We start from the raw sequence: 15,854 nt of genomic DNA, 5'->3' as shown, positions 1-15,854 counted from the left end.
GGCACTGGCCCCCACTGGCACCCGCACCCGCACCCGCACCCTTGGAGAACCCCCGCAATGAGCAGCACCGAGAACCCGGCAGCCGGCGGCAGCCACCCCCGCGGCCCCGTCGACTCGTCCCGCATCCCGCGGTACGCGGGGCCCGCGACCTTCGCCCGCCTGCCCCGGCTCGACGAGGTCGGCGGACGGGCCGACGTCGCCGTCGTGGGCGTGCCGTTCGACTCGGGCGTCTCGTACCGGCCGGGCGCCCGCTTCGGCGGCAACGCGATCCGCGAGGCGTCCCGGCTGCTGCGCCCCTACAACCCGGCGCAGGACGCCTCCCCGTTCGCACTGGCGCAGGTGGCGGACGGCGGCGACATCGCCGTGAACCCCTTCGACATCAACGAGGCCGTGGAGACCGTCGAGGCGGCGGCCGACGAACTGCTCGGCACGGGCGCGCGCCTGATGACGCTTGGCGGCGACCACACCATCGCGCTGCCGCTGCTGCGCTCGGTGGCGAAGAAGCACGGCCCGGTGGCGCTGCTCCACTTCGACGCCCACCTCGACACCTGGGACACGTACTTCGGCGCCGAGTACACGCATGGGACGCCCTTCCGGCGTGCGGTGGAGGAGGGCATCCTCGACACCGAGGCGCTCTCGCACGTGGGCACGCGCGGGCCGCTGTACGGCAAGCAGGACCTGGACGACGACGCCAAAATGGGCTTCGGCATCGTGACGTCGGTGGACGTGATGCGCCGCGGTGTCGACGAGGTGGCCGACCAGCTCCGGCAGCGCATCGGCGACCGCCCGCTCTACATCTCCGTCGACATCGACTGCCTCGACCCGGCCCACGCGCCCGGTACCGGCACGCCCGAGGCGGGAGGCATGACCTCCCGGGAGCTCCTGGAGATCCTGCGCGGACTGGCGTCCTGCAACCTGGTCTCCGCCGACGTCGTCGAGGTGGCGCCCGCGTACGATCACGCCGAGATCACGTCGGTGGCGGCCTCGCACACGGCGTACGAACTCACGACGATCATGTCCCGCCGGATCGCCGGGGAGAAGGCAGCGTAGGTGAAGGCAGCGAAGGCGAAGACAGCGAAGGTGAAGGCAGCGATGAAGGCAGCGAAGTGACCCACGACCACGACCTGGAGCTCCGCCCCACGGCGGCGCAGATCTCGGAGGCCCTGAATCCTCCTCCGGGACGCAACGGCGGAGACCTGGTCGTGGAGACCCTCGCGGGCCTCGGTGCGACCACCGTCTTCGGGCTGCCCGGCCAGCACGCGCTCGGCATGTTCGACGCGCTGCGCCGCTCCGACCTGCGCTACGTGGGTCTGAGGGTGGAGAACAACGCCGGGTTCGCGGCGGACGCGTACGGCCGGATCACCGGCGAGGCCGCGCCGCTGCTGCTGTCGACGGGGCCGGGCGCGCTGACGTCGCTCGCGGCGTTGCAGGAAGCGGCCGCCGCGTCGGCGCCCGTGCTCGCGATCAGCAGCCAGATCCCGACGGCCGGTCTGGGCGGCGGCCGCCACGGCTACCTGCACGAACTCCCCGACCAGGCGGCCTCCTTCAGGGGCGTCGTCAAGTCCGTCCACACGGTCCGCACCCAGTCCCAGATCCCCTCGGCGATCGCCGCCGCCTGGCAGTCGGCGCTGACGGCTCCGCACGGCCCGGTGTGGGTGGAGATCCCCCAGGACGTGCTGCTGGCCACGACGCTCCTTCCGGTGGTCACGGGCGTGGACGCGACACCGCGGGAGCTGCCTCCGCGTCCCGAACTGACGGCAGTCGCGGCGCATTTGCTGTCCCGTGCCGCCCGCCCGGCGATCATCGCGGGCGGGGGAGTCGTACGGGCGGACGCGTCGGGCAAGCTGAGGCAGCTGGCCGAGAAGCTGAACGCCCCCGTGGTCACCACCTTCGGCGGCAAGGGCGCGTTCCCCTGGACGCACCCCCTCTCCCTCCAGTCCTGGCTGGAGGACCGGCACACCACGGACTTCCTTGAGGACGCGGACGTCCTCCTGGTGGTCGGCTCGGGCCTGGGCGAACTGTCCTCCAACTACCACACGTTCACCCCGCGGGGCCGCGTCGTCCAGATCGAGGCCGACCTTGGCAAGCTGGAGGCCAACCACCCGGCGCTCGGCATCCACGCGGACGCGCGACTCGCGCTCCAGGCGCTGCTGGAGACGGTCGAGCCGCGCGAGGACGAGACGGCGCCGGACCGGGTTCGGGCGGTCCTCGACCGGGTGCGGGCACGCATCGCCTCCCAGCAACTCACCCTGGAACAGGACCTGTTGGCGTCCGTACGCCGGGCGCTGCCCGCCCGGTCGCCCTCGTTCTGGGACATGACGATCCTGTCCTACTGGGCGTGGTCGGCCTTCGACGCCCGCTTCCCGAACACCATGCACTCGGCCCAGGGCGCGGGCGGCCTCGGCTACGCCTTCCCGGCGGCCCTCGGCGCGGCGGCGGCCGACCCGACGCACCCCGTGCTCGCGGTGTCCGGCGACGGTGGGGCCCTGTACTCGATCGCCGAACTGGCCACGGCACGGCAGCACGACCTGAACGTCACCTGGCTGATCGTCGACGACGGCGGCTACGGCATCCTGCGCGAGTACATGACCGACGCGTTCGGAGAGGCGACGGCCACGGAGCTGGGCCGCCCGGACTTCGTGGCGCTGGCGGAGTCGTTCGGCGTGCCGGGGGTGCGGACGTCTCCCGAGACGCTGGAGGCCGACCTGGCGAGGGCCTTTGCGACACCCGGGCCCTCGGTCGTGCTTCTACCGGCGGTACTGCGGATGTTCGCGCCCACGCATCTGGGCGACAGTTGCCCGGACGGTACGTGAACAGCGACTGTTCGTGAGTGCACCATACGGCGTACGGCTGGTTACACAACAATGACATTCGGGCGTACAACGGGAGACGCATCTTCCTCGTCGAACTGTGTGGGGGTGCGGCACGCGGCGCGTGCCGTGTTTGAACTCGACCGTTTGAGAGGCAGTTGTATGTCCCGAGCAGGACGCAGGATCCGTACCGCACGGCTGAGCTCGCCGTTAGCCGCCGCGGTGCTGCTCGCCGGAGGGCTCAGCGCCTGGGCCCTCACCGGAGCCCCGGCCCAGGCCGCCGACGCGTCGGTGGACGTCCAGGACGACTTCAACGGTGACGGCTACGCCGACCTCGTCATCGGGGCGCCGAACGCCACGGTGTCCGACAAGGCGAAGGCCGGCTACGTCGCCGTCATGTACGGCTCGGCCAACGGGCTGTCCACCGCGAACAAGAAGATCGTGAGCCGTTCGACCAGCGGCATACCCGGCTCCGCCACCGCGGGCGAGCGCTTCGGGCTGACCTTCACCAAGGGCGACCTGGATGGCGACGGGTACGGGGACCTGGTGATCGCGGGCGGCAAGGCGGGCTCCGTCGTGATGTGGGGGTCCGCCTCCGGGCTCACCGGCGGCACGAACCTGGCCGGGTACGGGCAGGCCCCGCAGGCCGGTGACTTCGACGGGGACGGCAAGACCGACCTCGCGCTGTTCGCTCACAGCACCGTCGCGGGCGACGACCCGCCGAGCGCCAAGGCCGCCCTGTGGAAGGGCCCGATCTCACGGACCGGCACACCCGCCGCCGTCCTCAACATCCTCGACAAGTCCGAGTGGTGGGGCTACGGCGAGGACGACGCCTCCTGCGCCACCGGCAGCGGCTGCGAGGACGGCCCCGACTCCATCACCGGGCCGATCCGCTCCGGCGAGGTCGGCGACGTCAACGGCGACGGCAAGGACGACATCGTCCAGTGGATCTACACCGGTGACGGAACCTGGGGCAGCCGGCTGCTGTTGGGCGGCGCGTCGGGCTTCACCAAGTCCTGGGTTCCCGGCGACGGCACGAGCGTCGACTCCCCGGGAACCGGCGTGGGCGACGTGAACGGTGACGGCTACGACGACGTCGTGGTCGGCGGCGACGGCTGGAGCGACAAGGTCCGTGTCGCCTACGGCTCGGCCAACGGCCTGTCCGAGGCGAACACGAAGTCCTTCGACCAGAGCCTGCCCGGCTTCTACGGCGCGGAGGAGGAGGGCGACCGCCTCGGTGCCGCCGTCTCCGTGGACGACGTGAACGGCGACGGCTACGCCGACATCGCGCTCGGCATCCCCGGCGAGGACTTCAGCGGTCTCACCGACGCCGGTTCGTTCGCCCTGATTCCTGGCAGCGCCTCCGGCTTCACCGGTACCGGCAGCCAGGTCTTCCACCAGAACACCGAAGGGGTGCCCGGAGTCGCCGAGACGGGCGACGAGTTCGGTGCCACCACCGCGCTCCTCGACGTCAACGGCGACGGCCACCGCGACATCGCCGTCGCCTCCACCGCCGAGAACGGCGACAACGGCGCGGTCTGGGTGCTGCGCGGCACGTCCACCGGCCTGACCACGACGTCCGCCCTCGCCTTCGGCCCCGGCGACGTGAGCGCGCCCGCCACGGGCGCGCTGTTCGGGTACAGCCTGCGCTGAGCCGGCCGCGGCCCCTGCCCCTCGGGCGGGGGCCGCGGCACCCCCCCCCGTGCATATGCCCGGTCACTCCATGTGGATCATGGAACGATGATCGCGCACGGCGAAGCAGGGGGAGGAAATCATGGGCTACTGCCTCGACATGAGCACCGGTGACATGCGTGAGGTGGTCAGGCTGCTCACCACGGTGGAGCGGACCGCGGACCAGGAGCGGCGCCTCGGGCTCATACGCGAGCAGTGCATGCAGACCGACCTCCGCTTACGGGAGCAAGGCATCGCCTTCAGTGTCTCCGTGGCGCGGGCCCTGGAGGAACTGATCGAGGGCGTGGTCTCGACGAACGTGTGCCCCGCCTATATGTACGCCTTCCGGCATGTGGTGGCATCGCACTTCTCCGACACCACCGACCTCGGCGCGTGGCGCCGGCCCTCGTGGTTCTTCGCCCTGGGCGACGAACTGGCCCGGTACGGCGTGCCGGTGGACCTCCTGCCGGGCACGTTCCTGTTCAGCGGCCCGCCGCTCCGTCTGCCCCACCCCGGCGACGCCTTCCCGCAGATCGGCACGTTCCCGGCCCAGCGGGCCGCCGAACTCGCCGGCTCGTACGAGGCCGTCCTCCACCGCCTGGGCCCCGACTACCGCGAGACGGCGGCCAGGTTCGCCGAACTCATGCGGTTCGAGGCCGACGAGTGGGAGAGCGCCCAGAAGATGGGGCGGACCCCCGACACGATCTTCTTCTGGTTCCGCTGATGTGACCCGATACCGCGTACTCGGCTGAACTCCGCACAACGGGCGTGGAGTTCAGCCGAGTTCGCCGGACGGGCCTACCAGATCGCCTCCACCCACTCCGGGTGGTCGACGAACGGGTTGCGGTTGCCCTGGTAGGTGTTGTAGATGACCTCGTTGCGGCGCTCCTCGAAGGCGTCCGGCGGGTCCTCGTCGTTCCACTGCTTCAGCACGGAGAGGCGTCCGTGGAAGGGGACGCTGCCGTTGGTGACGGCGTCGTTGGGCTCCAGGTCGGGCCAGCTGTCGCCGCCCTCGTAGCGGACGGCCATGTAGAGGATCATGCGGGCCACGTCGCCCTTGACCGCGTCACGCGGCTCGAACGAGTTGGAGTCGGTGAGGCTGCCGCCGCTGTTGGTGAAGGGGCTGCCGCCGTTGTCGAAGTCCTTGTTGCCACGGGTGGAGTTGACCTGCACGTCCTCGGGGCGCAGGTGGTGCAGGTCGGTGCCGGGTCCGGCGGCGGTGCCGAAGTCGCCGTGGGACTGCGCCCACACGTGCTCGCGGTTCCAGTTGCCCACGTTGCCGCCGTTCAGCGACTTGCTGCGGGAGATGCCCGAGTAGAGCAACTTCACGTTGCTGCTGTTGTTCGGGTCCTGGTCGGTGACCTTCAGCGCGTCCCAGACCGCCGAGTACGAGATCTTCGTCTGCTTGCTGATGATCGTGTGCAGGGAACTCTTGAGGGCCGTACCGGTCTTGCCGATCGCGTTCGCGTAGTACGTGTCGTCGTACGCGGTCGTCGTCGCGGCGGCGGGGGAGGCGGTGGCCGTCGGAAGAGCGAGGCCGGTGAGCAGGGCCGAGGCCGTCAGCGCCAGGATTCTCCGGCGGCGTATGTGCGTGGCGGGCATAGGGGGTGTCCGTTCTACGCGGGTTGAATGAGCGGCCGACGGACAGGAGGGTGACATGTGCATGTAGTTGGAGGGTGAAGGGCGGGGGTCGGTTGTGTGTCGGAATCCGGTGGGTCGGGCATGAAGCGATGGGTCCTAACTTGTCACCATGAGGGGGGAGTTGCCCGCGATCGACGGTCACGCCGACGCGGGGCGCCGGGCGGGCACGGCGGCTGCCCGTCGACAGGGCGATCCGCAGAGTGCAACACATCCTCCGGAAGTGTTGCACTCCGGCCGGTAGGCCTCCCCGGGGGACGCGGCCGGGCTCACCCGGCGTGCGTCGCACCCGTGAACGCGGCCCTGTCAGACCGACTGCACGGGCCCGGCGGGATCTGCGTTCTCGGCCGTGCGGATTTCGGTGAACTCCCGTGTTCCGTAGAGCTGGAACGTCTCCATGGCCTCCTGCCGCAGGGCACGGGCGGTGGGCGGGTCGCCGATCAGGTCGTGGAGCCGGGCCAGGTCGCGCAGAGTCCGCGCACGGAAGACCGGAAGACTCAGCGGTGTCCACAGGTCGAGCGCCTGTCGCAGGTAGGACTCCGCGCGTTCCATACTGCCCCGGGCGAGGTGCAGTTCGCCGAGCGTGCGCAGCAACAGGGCCTGGCCGAACCCGTCGTCCATCTCCCGGCAGACGCGCAGGGCCTCCAGCAGTGCGGGCAGCTCCGAGTCGTCGGACTTCAGTCGGAAACGTGCTTTGGCCAGGGCCTGCACGGCGTAAGCCTCCATCAGCCGGTCGCCAGTCGCGCGCAGGATGTCCAGTGCCTGGGCGCTGAACTCCACCGCCGCTCCGAGATCGCCGGTCGCCCGGTGCACCAGACCGATCGAACGCAGCGTCAGTGCCTCTCCGCGTCGGCTGCCCATGGACCGGTAGATCGCCAGGGCCCTGAGCAGGTGGTCCGTCGCCTGCGCGAAGCGCCCCTGTTCCCGGAGGATGAAGCCCATGTCGTAGCAGGCGCCTGCCACCCCCGCGGTGTCCCCGCTCTCCTCGAACGCGGGCAGGGCCTGTTCCAGGCAGGCCATGGCCTCGGCGAAGTGACCCTGCTCGCGGCTGGCGACCGCGATCCCGGCCAGAGCCGTCGCCTGCCCGGCGGTGTCCCCCAGCCGCCGGAACCTGGCCAGCGCTTCACGGAAGTAACGGTTGGCGTCCGCGAACCGGTCCTGCTCGTAACGCAGTTGCCCGAGTCCGGTGAGCAGCACGGCCTCGCCCTGCACGTTTCCCGCTCCGCGGGCCGCGGCCAGGGCGGCGTCATGGGTGCGCTGCCACTCGTCGAACTGGTTGTTCACGCGGAACGAGGCCTGGACGAGTGCGGACGCCAGGTCGCATGCCTGCTCGTCGAGGCCGAGACGCGCGGCCAGAACAACCCCCGTGACCAGCGAGGTGTGCTCGGCTTCCAGCCAGGCGCGCGGCGCCCGCAGCAGCCTGGCGGCGAGCACCGGGTCGGTGTCCTGGACGGCCGCCCGGGGCGCGAGATGGACCACACCCGTGGGTTCGACCTCACCGGCCCCGCAGGTCAGCGTCAGCCAGGCGCTCAGCAGCCGGGACGCCGCTGTCAGCCTGTCCTCTCGGGTCTCCTCCTGCTCGGCCCGCTCCTGGGCGTACAGCCGTACGAGGTCGTGGAAGCGGTACCGCACCTGGCCGGTGCGGTCGGCGCCGAGTGGTTCCAGGAGGTGCGCGTCCGCCAGCCGGTCGACCATGCGCTCGGCCTCGGACACGCGAACATCGGCCAGCGGTGCGGCCACCCAGGGCGCGAAGTCCGCCGACTCCAGTACCGCGAGTCGACGGAAGACCCGGCGCTCCGGCTCCGGCAGCGCGCGGTAGCTGATCTCCATGCCCGCGCGTACGTCCAGGTCCCCGGAGGCCATCTCGTCCAGCCGGGCGTGCTCGTCGCGGAGCCGGTCCGCCAGCGCCCGCAGCGGCCAGCGGCTGCGGGCGGCGAGCCGGGACCCCACGATCCGGACCGCGAGCGGAAGCCCGCCGGACAACCGGGCGATCTCGGCCGCCGCCGCGGGCTCGGCCGCCGCCCTGCCGGGACCCGCCAGCTCGGCCAGGAGTTCGACAGTACGGGAGGTGCTGAGCACGTCCAGGCCCAGCCGCTCGACAGCGTCCAGGCCCGGCAGCTCCCGCCGGCTGGTGACCAGTACGGCACTGCCGCGGCCCGCGCCCGGCAGCAGCGACCGCACCTGCTGCTCACCCGCGCCGTCGTCCAGCACCACCAGGACCCGCCGACCGGCCAGCAGCGTACGGAAGGCCGCCGACCGTTCGGGGAGGGACGGGGGCACCTGGTCCGGTCTCAGGCCCAGCGCGCGCAGGAAGCCCGCCAGAACCTCCGCCGGGTCGGCCGCCCGGGCGGGGTCGCCACCACCCAGACCGGCGAACAACTGCCCGTCCGGGAACACCTCCGCCACCCGGTGCGCGACCCGCAGGACGAGCGCGGTCTTGCCGACCCCCGGCATTCCGTGCACGACGCAGACCCGGGGCCCTTCCCCACCGCCGCGCAGCAGGGTCTCCAGCCGGACCGCCTCGGCGTCACGGCCGGTCAGCCGCGGTTGCGCCGCTGGAAGTTGGGCCGGGCGTGGCGATCCGGCGGACGCCGGTTGTGCCCGTAACTCCCGTTGCTTCGACAACTTCTGTCGCTCCAGCGATCCCGGCCTCTCGCGCCGCTCCACGACGGCACCGCGGGCCGTCGGTTCGCCCGCCGGTGCCTCACCCGGCGGCGGCTCGTCGGCGGCCAGCAACCGCGCGTGCAACTCGCTGAGTTCACGGCCGGGCCCGATGCCCAGCTCGGTACGCAGCCGCCGATGGCCGTCGCGGTACACCCGCAGCGCGTCCGCCCGGCGTCCGGAACGGTGCAGGGCCGTCATGAGCAGGACTCGTGGTAGTTCCCGCAGCGGCTGCTCGGCCACCAGTCGGGTCAGTTCGCCCACGAGTTCGGCTCCGCCGCCCGAGTCCAGCCGGGCCCTCAACATGCGTTCGACGGTGGCGAGCCGTATCTCCTCAAGCCGGGTCGCCTCCACCTGGAGTGCCTGGGTCGTCGGACCGCCGAGCGCGGGACCCCTCCAGAGTGCCAGCGCAGCCTGAAGCGTGTCCGCGGCGGCACGGTGCTCGCCCCTCGCCGCCTCCGCCCGGCCGCGTTCCACGAGCGCCTGAAAGCGGTGCAGGTCCAGCCGTCCCTCCTCCGGCTGGAACACATAGCCGCGCGGCTGGGTCACGATCACCTTCGGGGCACCGGGCCGGTGCAACACCTGTCTCAGCCTGACGACGTATCCCTGCACCAGCTTCGCGGCGGACACCGGCGGATCGTCCCCCCACACGGCGTCGATCAGCCGCTCGACCGGCACCAGCCTGCCCGCGTCCACCAGCCCCGCTGTCAGCAGCGCGGTCGGCTTCCGGGGGAACGGCGGCAGCCGCTGTCCTCCGGACCAGACTTCGACGGGTCCCAGCACACGAAACTCCACCTTCCCCCCAACTGCTGTACCCCCCCCACGGCCCGTCGGTCGTGCCGTGCAGCCGCTGTGACGTCCAGGTGCCCAAGACGGTTCACGCGTACGCACGCGGCACCGGACACACAGCGTGCGCGGCCCGGAATGGCTGAACCGAACTGAACCGTGGCTGAACCAGGACGGAACCGGCGGGGAGCACCGTGATGTTCGCCGGGTGCTTCGCGTCTCGATGTCGCCAGGACAGGAATGGCGGACGCAGGCCGGCCGTCAGCGAAGTCAGTGGAAGGGATAAGAGAAATGCTGCGTATGCGAAAGAAGCGGGCAGGGAGTCTCAGCAGGACCTGTGTGGGCGCCACAGCCCTGGCCGCCACACTGATGGGCGTGGCATCGGCCGTCGCGCCGTCGGCCGGCGCCTCGGTCGCGCAAGGATCCATCATGGGCGCCGGCTGGGGCAGCGGTGTGAAGGACGACTTCGGTGACGAGGGTCCGCTGGACTCCAACTCGCACAGGACAAGCAACGCCACTGCGCTGTGGCAGCTGATTCTGCGGGCGGACGGGCTCTACTCCGCAGGCATCGACTGCGACTACGGCCCCGCCACCACGGCAGCGACGAAGGAGTGGCAGGACGTTTACGGCTGGGCGTCGGAAGACGGATACCTCACACAGGACGGAAGCGCCGGCCCCAAGACCTTCGGCACCGCCGACTTCTGGCTCATCGACCAGGGCAACAACAGGGACATCGTGTACCGAGGCTCCAGCCATGACGTGACCTTCCGGCGGGTCAACGGCGTGTATCAGTTCTCTCTCAACGGCGCCTGGAGGAACGCCTCGTACACGTCGGCGTCGGCCTGCTGACCACGGCGGAACGCCCTGACCGGAGACACCACGCGGTGCGCGTCCTACCGGGGAGGACGCGCACCGCGCGGCCTGAACGGGAGCGTGACGGTCCAGGAGCAGACAACCGGAGTACCTGTGAGACTCAGGGCAATGCGGCGAATCCGGCCGGCCGGTCGCGTCCACGGAGGTGGTGTACCGGCGAAACTGCGACACATTCGGGAAATGTGTTGCACCTGCGGATTCGATGGCCTGCCCGCAGTCGCCGTACACCACGCCTGTGGACGTGACCCGGCCGTCGGCCGCCCTGGTCGCGCCGGTGCTGGACACCGCGGTACGGCATGCCACCAGGCGACCTGCGTCACCTCACCCTGGACCGGCATGTAGGCGCGTCTCGTCAACAGAAGGGCGCTCACAGGCAACGACCTGACGCCTCTCCGGTGACGAGACTGAACAAGCCCTGGCGGGAACGACTGCGGCCGAACTGTACCGCTGCAGTCCACGGTGACACCCGCGTCAGGCAGCTCACCCACCATTGACCGCGACCCAAAGTAGGAGCACATCCATGAACACATCCCTGCGGCGAAGTCTGGCCGCCACAACAGCCACGCTCGCTTTAGGCCTCGGCATCGCCGTGTCAGGTCCCGTCCCCGCCGCCCACGCGACAGCCGCCGAATGCGAACGCGGCGCAAACGGTTTCGTTGACATCTCCGACGACCTCGGAGGTAGGGAAGCCCGTGCCGTGGATCTGGGCGGCGGTGTCTGGGTGACACTGGAATACGGCCAGGTCTCCGGTGCCCAGCGTGGATGGGCGAAGATCAGGGGCAGCGGGACGAGGAACGGCGACCTGGTCTGGATGGACTGGACCACCACCGGCGGCAACGGGTGGCTCCAATGCGGTCCGTTCTCGGTTGACCGCGGAGCGGGCACATCCAAGACGAGCGCGGCCAAGACCACCAGCTCTTCCCCGGCTTACCAGTTCCGGGCCTGTGGCAAGCGCCTGTCTGTCGGCCAGTCGAAGTGCACCAGCTGGTGGTAGGCGGGCACTTTGCCAGCCTCCTCCTGGATACAGCCGGGTCATTCCCTCGGTAAGCAGCTTTAGCTGCAGGGTCGTCGGCTGCGTCGGATGACTGCCGGCAACGGTGGCCCGGGCAGCCGATGACCCGCCGCCAGGCTCGTACGTCGGTAAAGCGCACCCACGACTATGTGCGCCACGGCACCACGAACCTGTTCGCCGCGCTGAACATCGCAACCGGCGAAGTGCTCGGCGAGTGCAAGCCGAGCCGGAACGGCGCGAACTTCCTCGCTTTCTGTCAGTCGCGGATCTGCTTGATCAGGGGCGATGGCCGCGTAGCGGTGAAGGACCAGTTTCTGTCGTCACATCCGCGCGGCTTCGCGAGGGTGCCCAAGCGGCAGAACCTGCCGGGACGTGGCGACGAGGGGGTCAGTCATCGGGTGGCGGAGCGTCCCAAGCCTTGTGCCCGGTCTTGTCGTTCGGCGTCGATACAGCACGTCACCTCCGACCTCCGGAAAACAGCAGGGAGAGCCTGTGAAGTTCAGCGGAATCCAGCGTGCCGTGGCCACGGTGACCGGGCCGGTGGTGGCCGCCGCCGTACTGGTCGCCACCGTGCTGGCGGCCGTCCTGCTGGCCCCGGCCCCCGCCACCGCGGCATCCGCCGCGGACGACAACTGCGGCGTGCTCGCCCCCGGCGCCTCGGCGACCGCGGAGGCGGCCGTCGCGGCGGCCTGCGCGCAGATCGGGGTCTGGTACAGCTGGGGCGCCGGTCACGCGGCCGTTCCCGGGCCGACGTACGGCTACTACGACGGCCAGGACCCCGACAGCCTGAACGACGACGAACGCCTCGGCTTCGACTGCTCCGGTCTCACCCGCTACGCGTACTACGCGGCCACCGGCCGGGACATCCTCAACGGCACCGCCGCCGACCAGTACAACAGCTCCCAGGCCGCCGCCCGGTTCACCGCCGCCGAGGGCACCGCACCGCTCCTGCCCGGTGACCTCATGTTCTGGGGTACCGGATACATCCACCACATCGCCATCTACCTGGGCGCCGGCCGGATGGTCGAGGCGTACGAGTCCGGCACCCGGATCCGGGTGACCGACGTCCGTACCGGCGGCGACTACGCGGGCGCCACCCGCGTGAACCCGTCCGGTGCGGTCACCCCGCCGCCCGCGAACGGCGGCACCACGTTCGAGACGTGGGGCACCAGCGTCCGTACCCGCTCGGCCCCCAGCACCAGCGCGTCCATCGTCGGCGTCTTCCCCGGCCCCACCCAGATCTCGGTGATCTGCCAGAAGCGTGCCCAGACGGTGACGGCGGACGGCTACACCAACGACGCCTGGTCGCAACTCGCCAACGGCGCCTGGATGACGAACATCTACATCCGGGGCCCTGCCTGGCTGCCGGGCGTCTCCGACTGCGGCGGCACCCCCGCCTCACCGCCCACCGACGCCAGCAAACCGTTCCGGACCTGGGGCACCGACGTTCGCACCCGCGCCGAACCCCACACGAACGCCGCCATCGTCGGCCTCTTCCCCGGACCGACGACGGTCAACGTGGTCTGCCAGAAGCATGCCCAGACCGTGACGGCGGACGGCTACACCAACGACGCCTGGTCCCGGCTCACCAACGGCGCCTGGATGACCAACATCTACATCCAGGGCCCGGCATGGCTGCCGGACGTGCCGACGTGTTGACGACCGCCGTTCTTGACGGCTGTGACGAACGAGGACCAGCCGGCCGCCGAGAAGAGCAGGGCGGGCCCGTGGGGGACCTTGGAGTCGCGGACGGGGACGCCGGAGGGGTGGTTGTCGAGGACCTCCAGGCAGCTGCCGGCCTGGTCGTTGCTGTGGGAGGACTTCCGCCAGCCGTTCAGTGCCGCCGCGTTCGGGATGGTTCCGTCAGTCATGGCGCTCGTAGTCCCTTGCTGTCGCCCTGAGCAGAGCCAGGGATTCCTTGAGGGGCAGTGCGTTACCCAGTGCGAAATCGTAGCGATGCTGGAGTTCCCGGACCACGGTCGGGTGGTCATGGATCCTTCCCATCCACAGGCCCTCGCCGTAGGCCATGGGCGGCTGGTCCTCGAACCACATCAGCGTGAGCATGTTGCTGAGCAGCGGGTGGACGCCCAGCGCGAACGGCAGCACGTGGACCTGGACCCGGCCGATCTCGGCGAGGCGCACGAGGTGGCCGAGCTGCTCCGCCATGACATCCGGACCGCCGATCAGGCGACGCAACACTGCCTCGTCCAGCAGCGCCCAGACTACGGGCGTCTCCGGATCGTCGAGGAGCTTCGCGCGCTCAAGGCGTGTGACGAGGCGCCGGTCACGCTCCGTCTCACTCACCGGAGGGAAAGACGTCGTCAGCACCGCACTTGCGTACCTCTTCGTCTGGAGGATGCCCGGGACGAACGACAACGCGAACTCCCGGATCATCACCGCCTGTTGTTCGAGGGCCTGCGCCGCCTCGAAGTAGTCGGCGATCGCCACGTCGTCCTGCGGCAGAAAACTGCTCAGCACGTTCCCCGTGCCCAGCGCCCTGTCCAGCCGCCGTGCGTCCTCCTTCGAAGGCACCCGGCGCCCCGCCTCGATATGGGCGATGTGCGAGCGCGTCATGATCGCCATGTCGGCCAGTTGCTGCTGCGTCAGCCCCGCCGCCTCGCGCTGTTCCTTGAGCCAGTCGCCATAGATGCTGCCCACCGTGTCAACTCCCTTGTGACCAGTGCTCCGTCACCGATTACCCCCTGGCGAGCCTAGCCCGACAGGTCTCACTGTGTGAGCGAGTCGCTACAGAAAGCGACATCCCTGTGGCGGTGCGAACGGTCCGGGGGTGTGGCCATCAACGAACCAAACGGAGTTGACGACGTGAGTCACCGCATCGCCCGCCTCCTGGAGCCGCTGCTGCGGCGCCTGCTTCCCGGACGCGGGCGCCGCCGCCTCCACGCCGCCCGAGCGGGCCGGCGCCCCACGGCTCGGCATGCCGCGCGTCCCACCGCCCGGGGTGCCGGCTCCCGCCTCCTGCGCGGCGAGGACAACGCCCTGGTCCGCCCCTACCTCGTCGCCCACGAGCTGATCCACGGACTGGAGGTGACGGGATGACGTACGACATCGACGGCGGCAGGAGCGTGACGCGGCTGCTGCCCTGGGTGGGCACGGAAGGCAAACCCTGTTACGTCGTGACGGACGGAGCCGGATACGTCTCCCGGGTGGCCGACACCGTCGAGAGGCTCCAGCTCGGCATGGCCGACGGCCTCCTCCATCATGCCGCCGACATACTGGCCGACCGCCGGGCGACCCCCGCTCAACTCCGGTTCCTGCTCGCCCGGATGAGCGAGTCGCTGGCCGACGTGCGCCGCATCGCCGAAAGCCGCGGCGCCCGTCTCCCTGTACCCGTCCACCGCGATCCCGATGTGGCGAGCTTCGAGACAGCCCAGGACCAGGCTGCGTCTCATAATTGATCTTGTGGTGGGGCGAGGAGAGCCGGCAGACGCGGCCATCGAGGGCTGGTCCAGGCGTACCTGTTATCCGGTGATGGCGACCGGGGCGTCCCAGGCGTTGCGGTCGACGGTGATGGTGTGGCCGCCGCGGGTCTCCTTGCTGTTGACCATGTACTGGTGGGCGCGGCTGTGGTCGCTGTACAGCTTGGGGTCCCAGGGCCAGTCGGCGGTGGTGGTGTTCTTGTTGTTCCACAGCGCGTACCAGAGGTTGCCGGGGAGGTCGGTCCGGTTGGTGGCGGTGGCGGTGGCGATGGCCTTGGCGCTGGAGCTGCTGAAGCCGTAGAACCCGGCGCGGTACATCTCGGCCCGCAGGGTCTTGGTGAAGGAGCGCACGTACGTCAGGGTGGCGTCGTTGCACGCCTTGTTCGTGATGTCGTACGACTCCATGTTGAGGTAGATGGGGCTGCCGGGCTTCATGCCAAGGGCGGCCGCCTTGGCGACGGCGTCCTTGGCGTTGCTCGCCCCGACGGAAGCTGCCGTGGAGGCGGTGAACCTCTCCGGGTTCCTGCTGGTCTGGCAGGGCGGCTGGGCACCGACATAGAGCGGAATCAGCTTCCAGCCGGCAGCGCTGACGGACTTCACCCAGGACGCGGTGAGGTTGGGCTGGGCGCAGCCACGGTTCTTGCCCCCGATGTAGACGGCGGCGGCTCCGTAGAAGCCGGTCTTCCAGGCCTTCATCGCGGCGAGGGAAGGGGCCGTGCAGGTGTCGAACGCCCGGCCCGTGTACGTCTTCTGCGCCGGCCAGCTCGGGGCGGCCATGGAGGTCTGCGCCGCGATCCCGGCGCCGGCGACCACGACGACACCCGTCGTGGCCCACGCGACGTAACGGCCTCTCTTGGACAACCTGTGTCTGGACATTCCCCACCCCATTCGGATCGCGGCTCGCGGCCGCACTGGTGCATCGGCGGAGGCTGACGAGCGCGGTGACACACCATGGGGTGTGGCTAC

General features: G+C 70.3%; 14 protein-coding genes and 1 pseudogene. 10 read left to right on the top strand and 5 right to left on the bottom strand.

Translation table 11 applies throughout. The annotated features are described in order from the left end of the window. Positions 1-57 precede the first annotated feature (57 nt). The 4 genes from speB to E0500_RS02435 all read left to right on the top strand — a co-directional run bounded on the left by speB (position 58) and on the right by E0500_RS02435 (position 5,205). Positions 58-1,050: an agmatinase gene (speB, locus tag E0500_RS02450; RefSeq protein WP_131565340.1), complete on the top strand. Its 993-nt coding sequence runs from the start codon at positions 58-60 to the stop codon at positions 1,048-1,050. A gap of 56 nt (positions 1,051-1,106) precedes the next feature. Beyond that, complete coding sequence (locus E0500_RS02445; protein WP_131565342.1) at positions 1,107-2,813, top strand: thiamine pyrophosphate-binding protein; 1,707 nt, start codon at positions 1,107-1,109, stop codon at positions 2,811-2,813. A 159-nt stretch (positions 2,814-2,972) separates the two neighbouring features. Further along, positions 2,973-4,463 (top strand): FG-GAP-like repeat-containing protein, encoded by a 1,491-nt coding sequence (locus E0500_RS02440; RefSeq protein WP_131565344.1) that lies wholly within the window; start codon positions 2,973-2,975, stop codon positions 4,461-4,463. A gap of 139 nt (positions 4,464-4,602) precedes the next feature. After that, a complete protein-coding gene (locus E0500_RS02435) occupies positions 4,603-5,205 on the top strand; it encodes a hypothetical protein (RefSeq protein WP_258572594.1) in 603 nt (200 codons plus the stop codon). A 74-nt stretch (positions 5,206-5,279) separates the two neighbouring features. Here the strand turns inward: E0500_RS02435 and E0500_RS02430 are convergent, their stop codons facing one another. Next, the gene (locus tag E0500_RS02430; RefSeq protein ID WP_131565348.1) at positions 5,280-6,083 is read right to left on the bottom strand and encodes an endonuclease I family protein; all 804 of its coding nucleotides are present in this window, start codon (positions 6,081-6,083) and stop codon (positions 5,280-5,282) included. Positions 6,084-6,425: 342 nt separating this feature from the next. After that, positions 6,426-9,563, bottom strand: a complete 3,138-nt coding sequence (locus tag E0500_RS02425) for a BTAD domain-containing putative transcriptional regulator (RefSeq protein ID WP_309504831.1) — start codon at positions 9,561-9,563, stop codon at positions 6,426-6,428. 294 nt (positions 9,564-9,857) lie between these two features. On the opposite strand from E0500_RS02425, the gene E0500_RS02420 reads away from it, so the two are divergent. From E0500_RS02420 to E0500_RS02410, 4 genes and pseudogenes are all read left to right on the top strand, one after another. Beyond that, positions 9,858-10,415 carry a peptidoglycan-binding domain-containing protein gene (locus tag E0500_RS02420; protein ID WP_131565351.1) on the top strand — a complete coding sequence of 186 codons (558 nt, stop codon included), beginning with the start codon at positions 9,858-9,860 and terminating at the stop codon, positions 10,413-10,415. Positions 10,416-10,959: 544 nt separating this feature from the next. Then, positions 10,960-11,433: a hypothetical protein gene (locus E0500_RS02415; RefSeq protein ID WP_131565354.1), complete on the top strand. Its 474-nt coding sequence runs from the start codon at positions 10,960-10,962 to the stop codon at positions 11,431-11,433. Between the two features lie 155 nt (positions 11,434-11,588). Continuing rightward, positions 11,589-11,714, top strand: a pseudogene (locus tag E0500_RS45320) (IS630 family transposase); the annotation flags it as partial. Positions 11,715-11,943: 229 nt separating this feature from the next. Then, positions 11,944-13,110 (top strand): NlpC/P60 family protein, encoded by a 1,167-nt coding sequence (locus tag E0500_RS02410; protein ID WP_399118440.1) that lies wholly within the window; start codon positions 11,944-11,946, stop codon positions 13,108-13,110. Here the strand turns inward: E0500_RS02410 and E0500_RS02405 are convergent. Continuing rightward, positions 13,065-13,322 (bottom strand): DUF397 domain-containing protein, encoded by a 258-nt coding sequence (locus E0500_RS02405; protein ID WP_131565356.1) that lies wholly within the window; start codon positions 13,320-13,322, stop codon positions 13,065-13,067. The two genes, E0500_RS02410 and E0500_RS02405, sit on opposite strands and share 46 nt — an antisense overlap. Then, positions 13,315-14,109: a helix-turn-helix transcriptional regulator gene (locus tag E0500_RS02400; protein ID WP_131565358.1), complete on the bottom strand. Its 795-nt coding sequence runs from the start codon at positions 14,107-14,109 to the stop codon at positions 13,315-13,317. Before E0500_RS02400 ends, E0500_RS02405 begins: the two co-directional genes overlap by 8 nt. Positions 14,110-14,274: 165 nt before the next feature. On the opposite strand from E0500_RS02400, the gene E0500_RS02395 reads away from it, so the two are divergent. Then, positions 14,275-14,508: a hypothetical protein gene (locus tag E0500_RS02395; protein WP_131565361.1), complete on the top strand. Its 234-nt coding sequence runs from the start codon at positions 14,275-14,277 to the stop codon at positions 14,506-14,508. Then, a complete protein-coding gene (locus tag E0500_RS02390) occupies positions 14,505-14,867 on the top strand; it encodes a hypothetical protein (RefSeq protein WP_131565363.1) in 363 nt (120 codons plus the stop codon). Before E0500_RS02395 ends, E0500_RS02390 begins: the two co-directional genes overlap by 4 nt. Before the next feature lie 63 nt (positions 14,868-14,930). Here E0500_RS02390 and E0500_RS02385 read toward each other — a convergent pair whose 3' ends face one another. Then, a complete protein-coding gene (locus E0500_RS02385) occupies positions 14,931-15,764 on the bottom strand; it encodes a glycoside hydrolase domain-containing protein (protein ID WP_131565366.1) in 834 nt (277 codons plus the stop codon). Positions 15,765-15,854 lie beyond the last annotated feature (90 nt).

It is taken from the genome of Streptomyces sp. KM273126 (assembly GCF_004337435.2).
GTDB lineage: Bacteria > Actinomycetota > Actinomycetes > Streptomycetales > Streptomycetaceae > Streptomyces > Streptomyces acidicola.
Note: the sequence above shows the minus strand (reverse complement) of the source record. Positions and strands in the feature narration are given on the sequence as shown.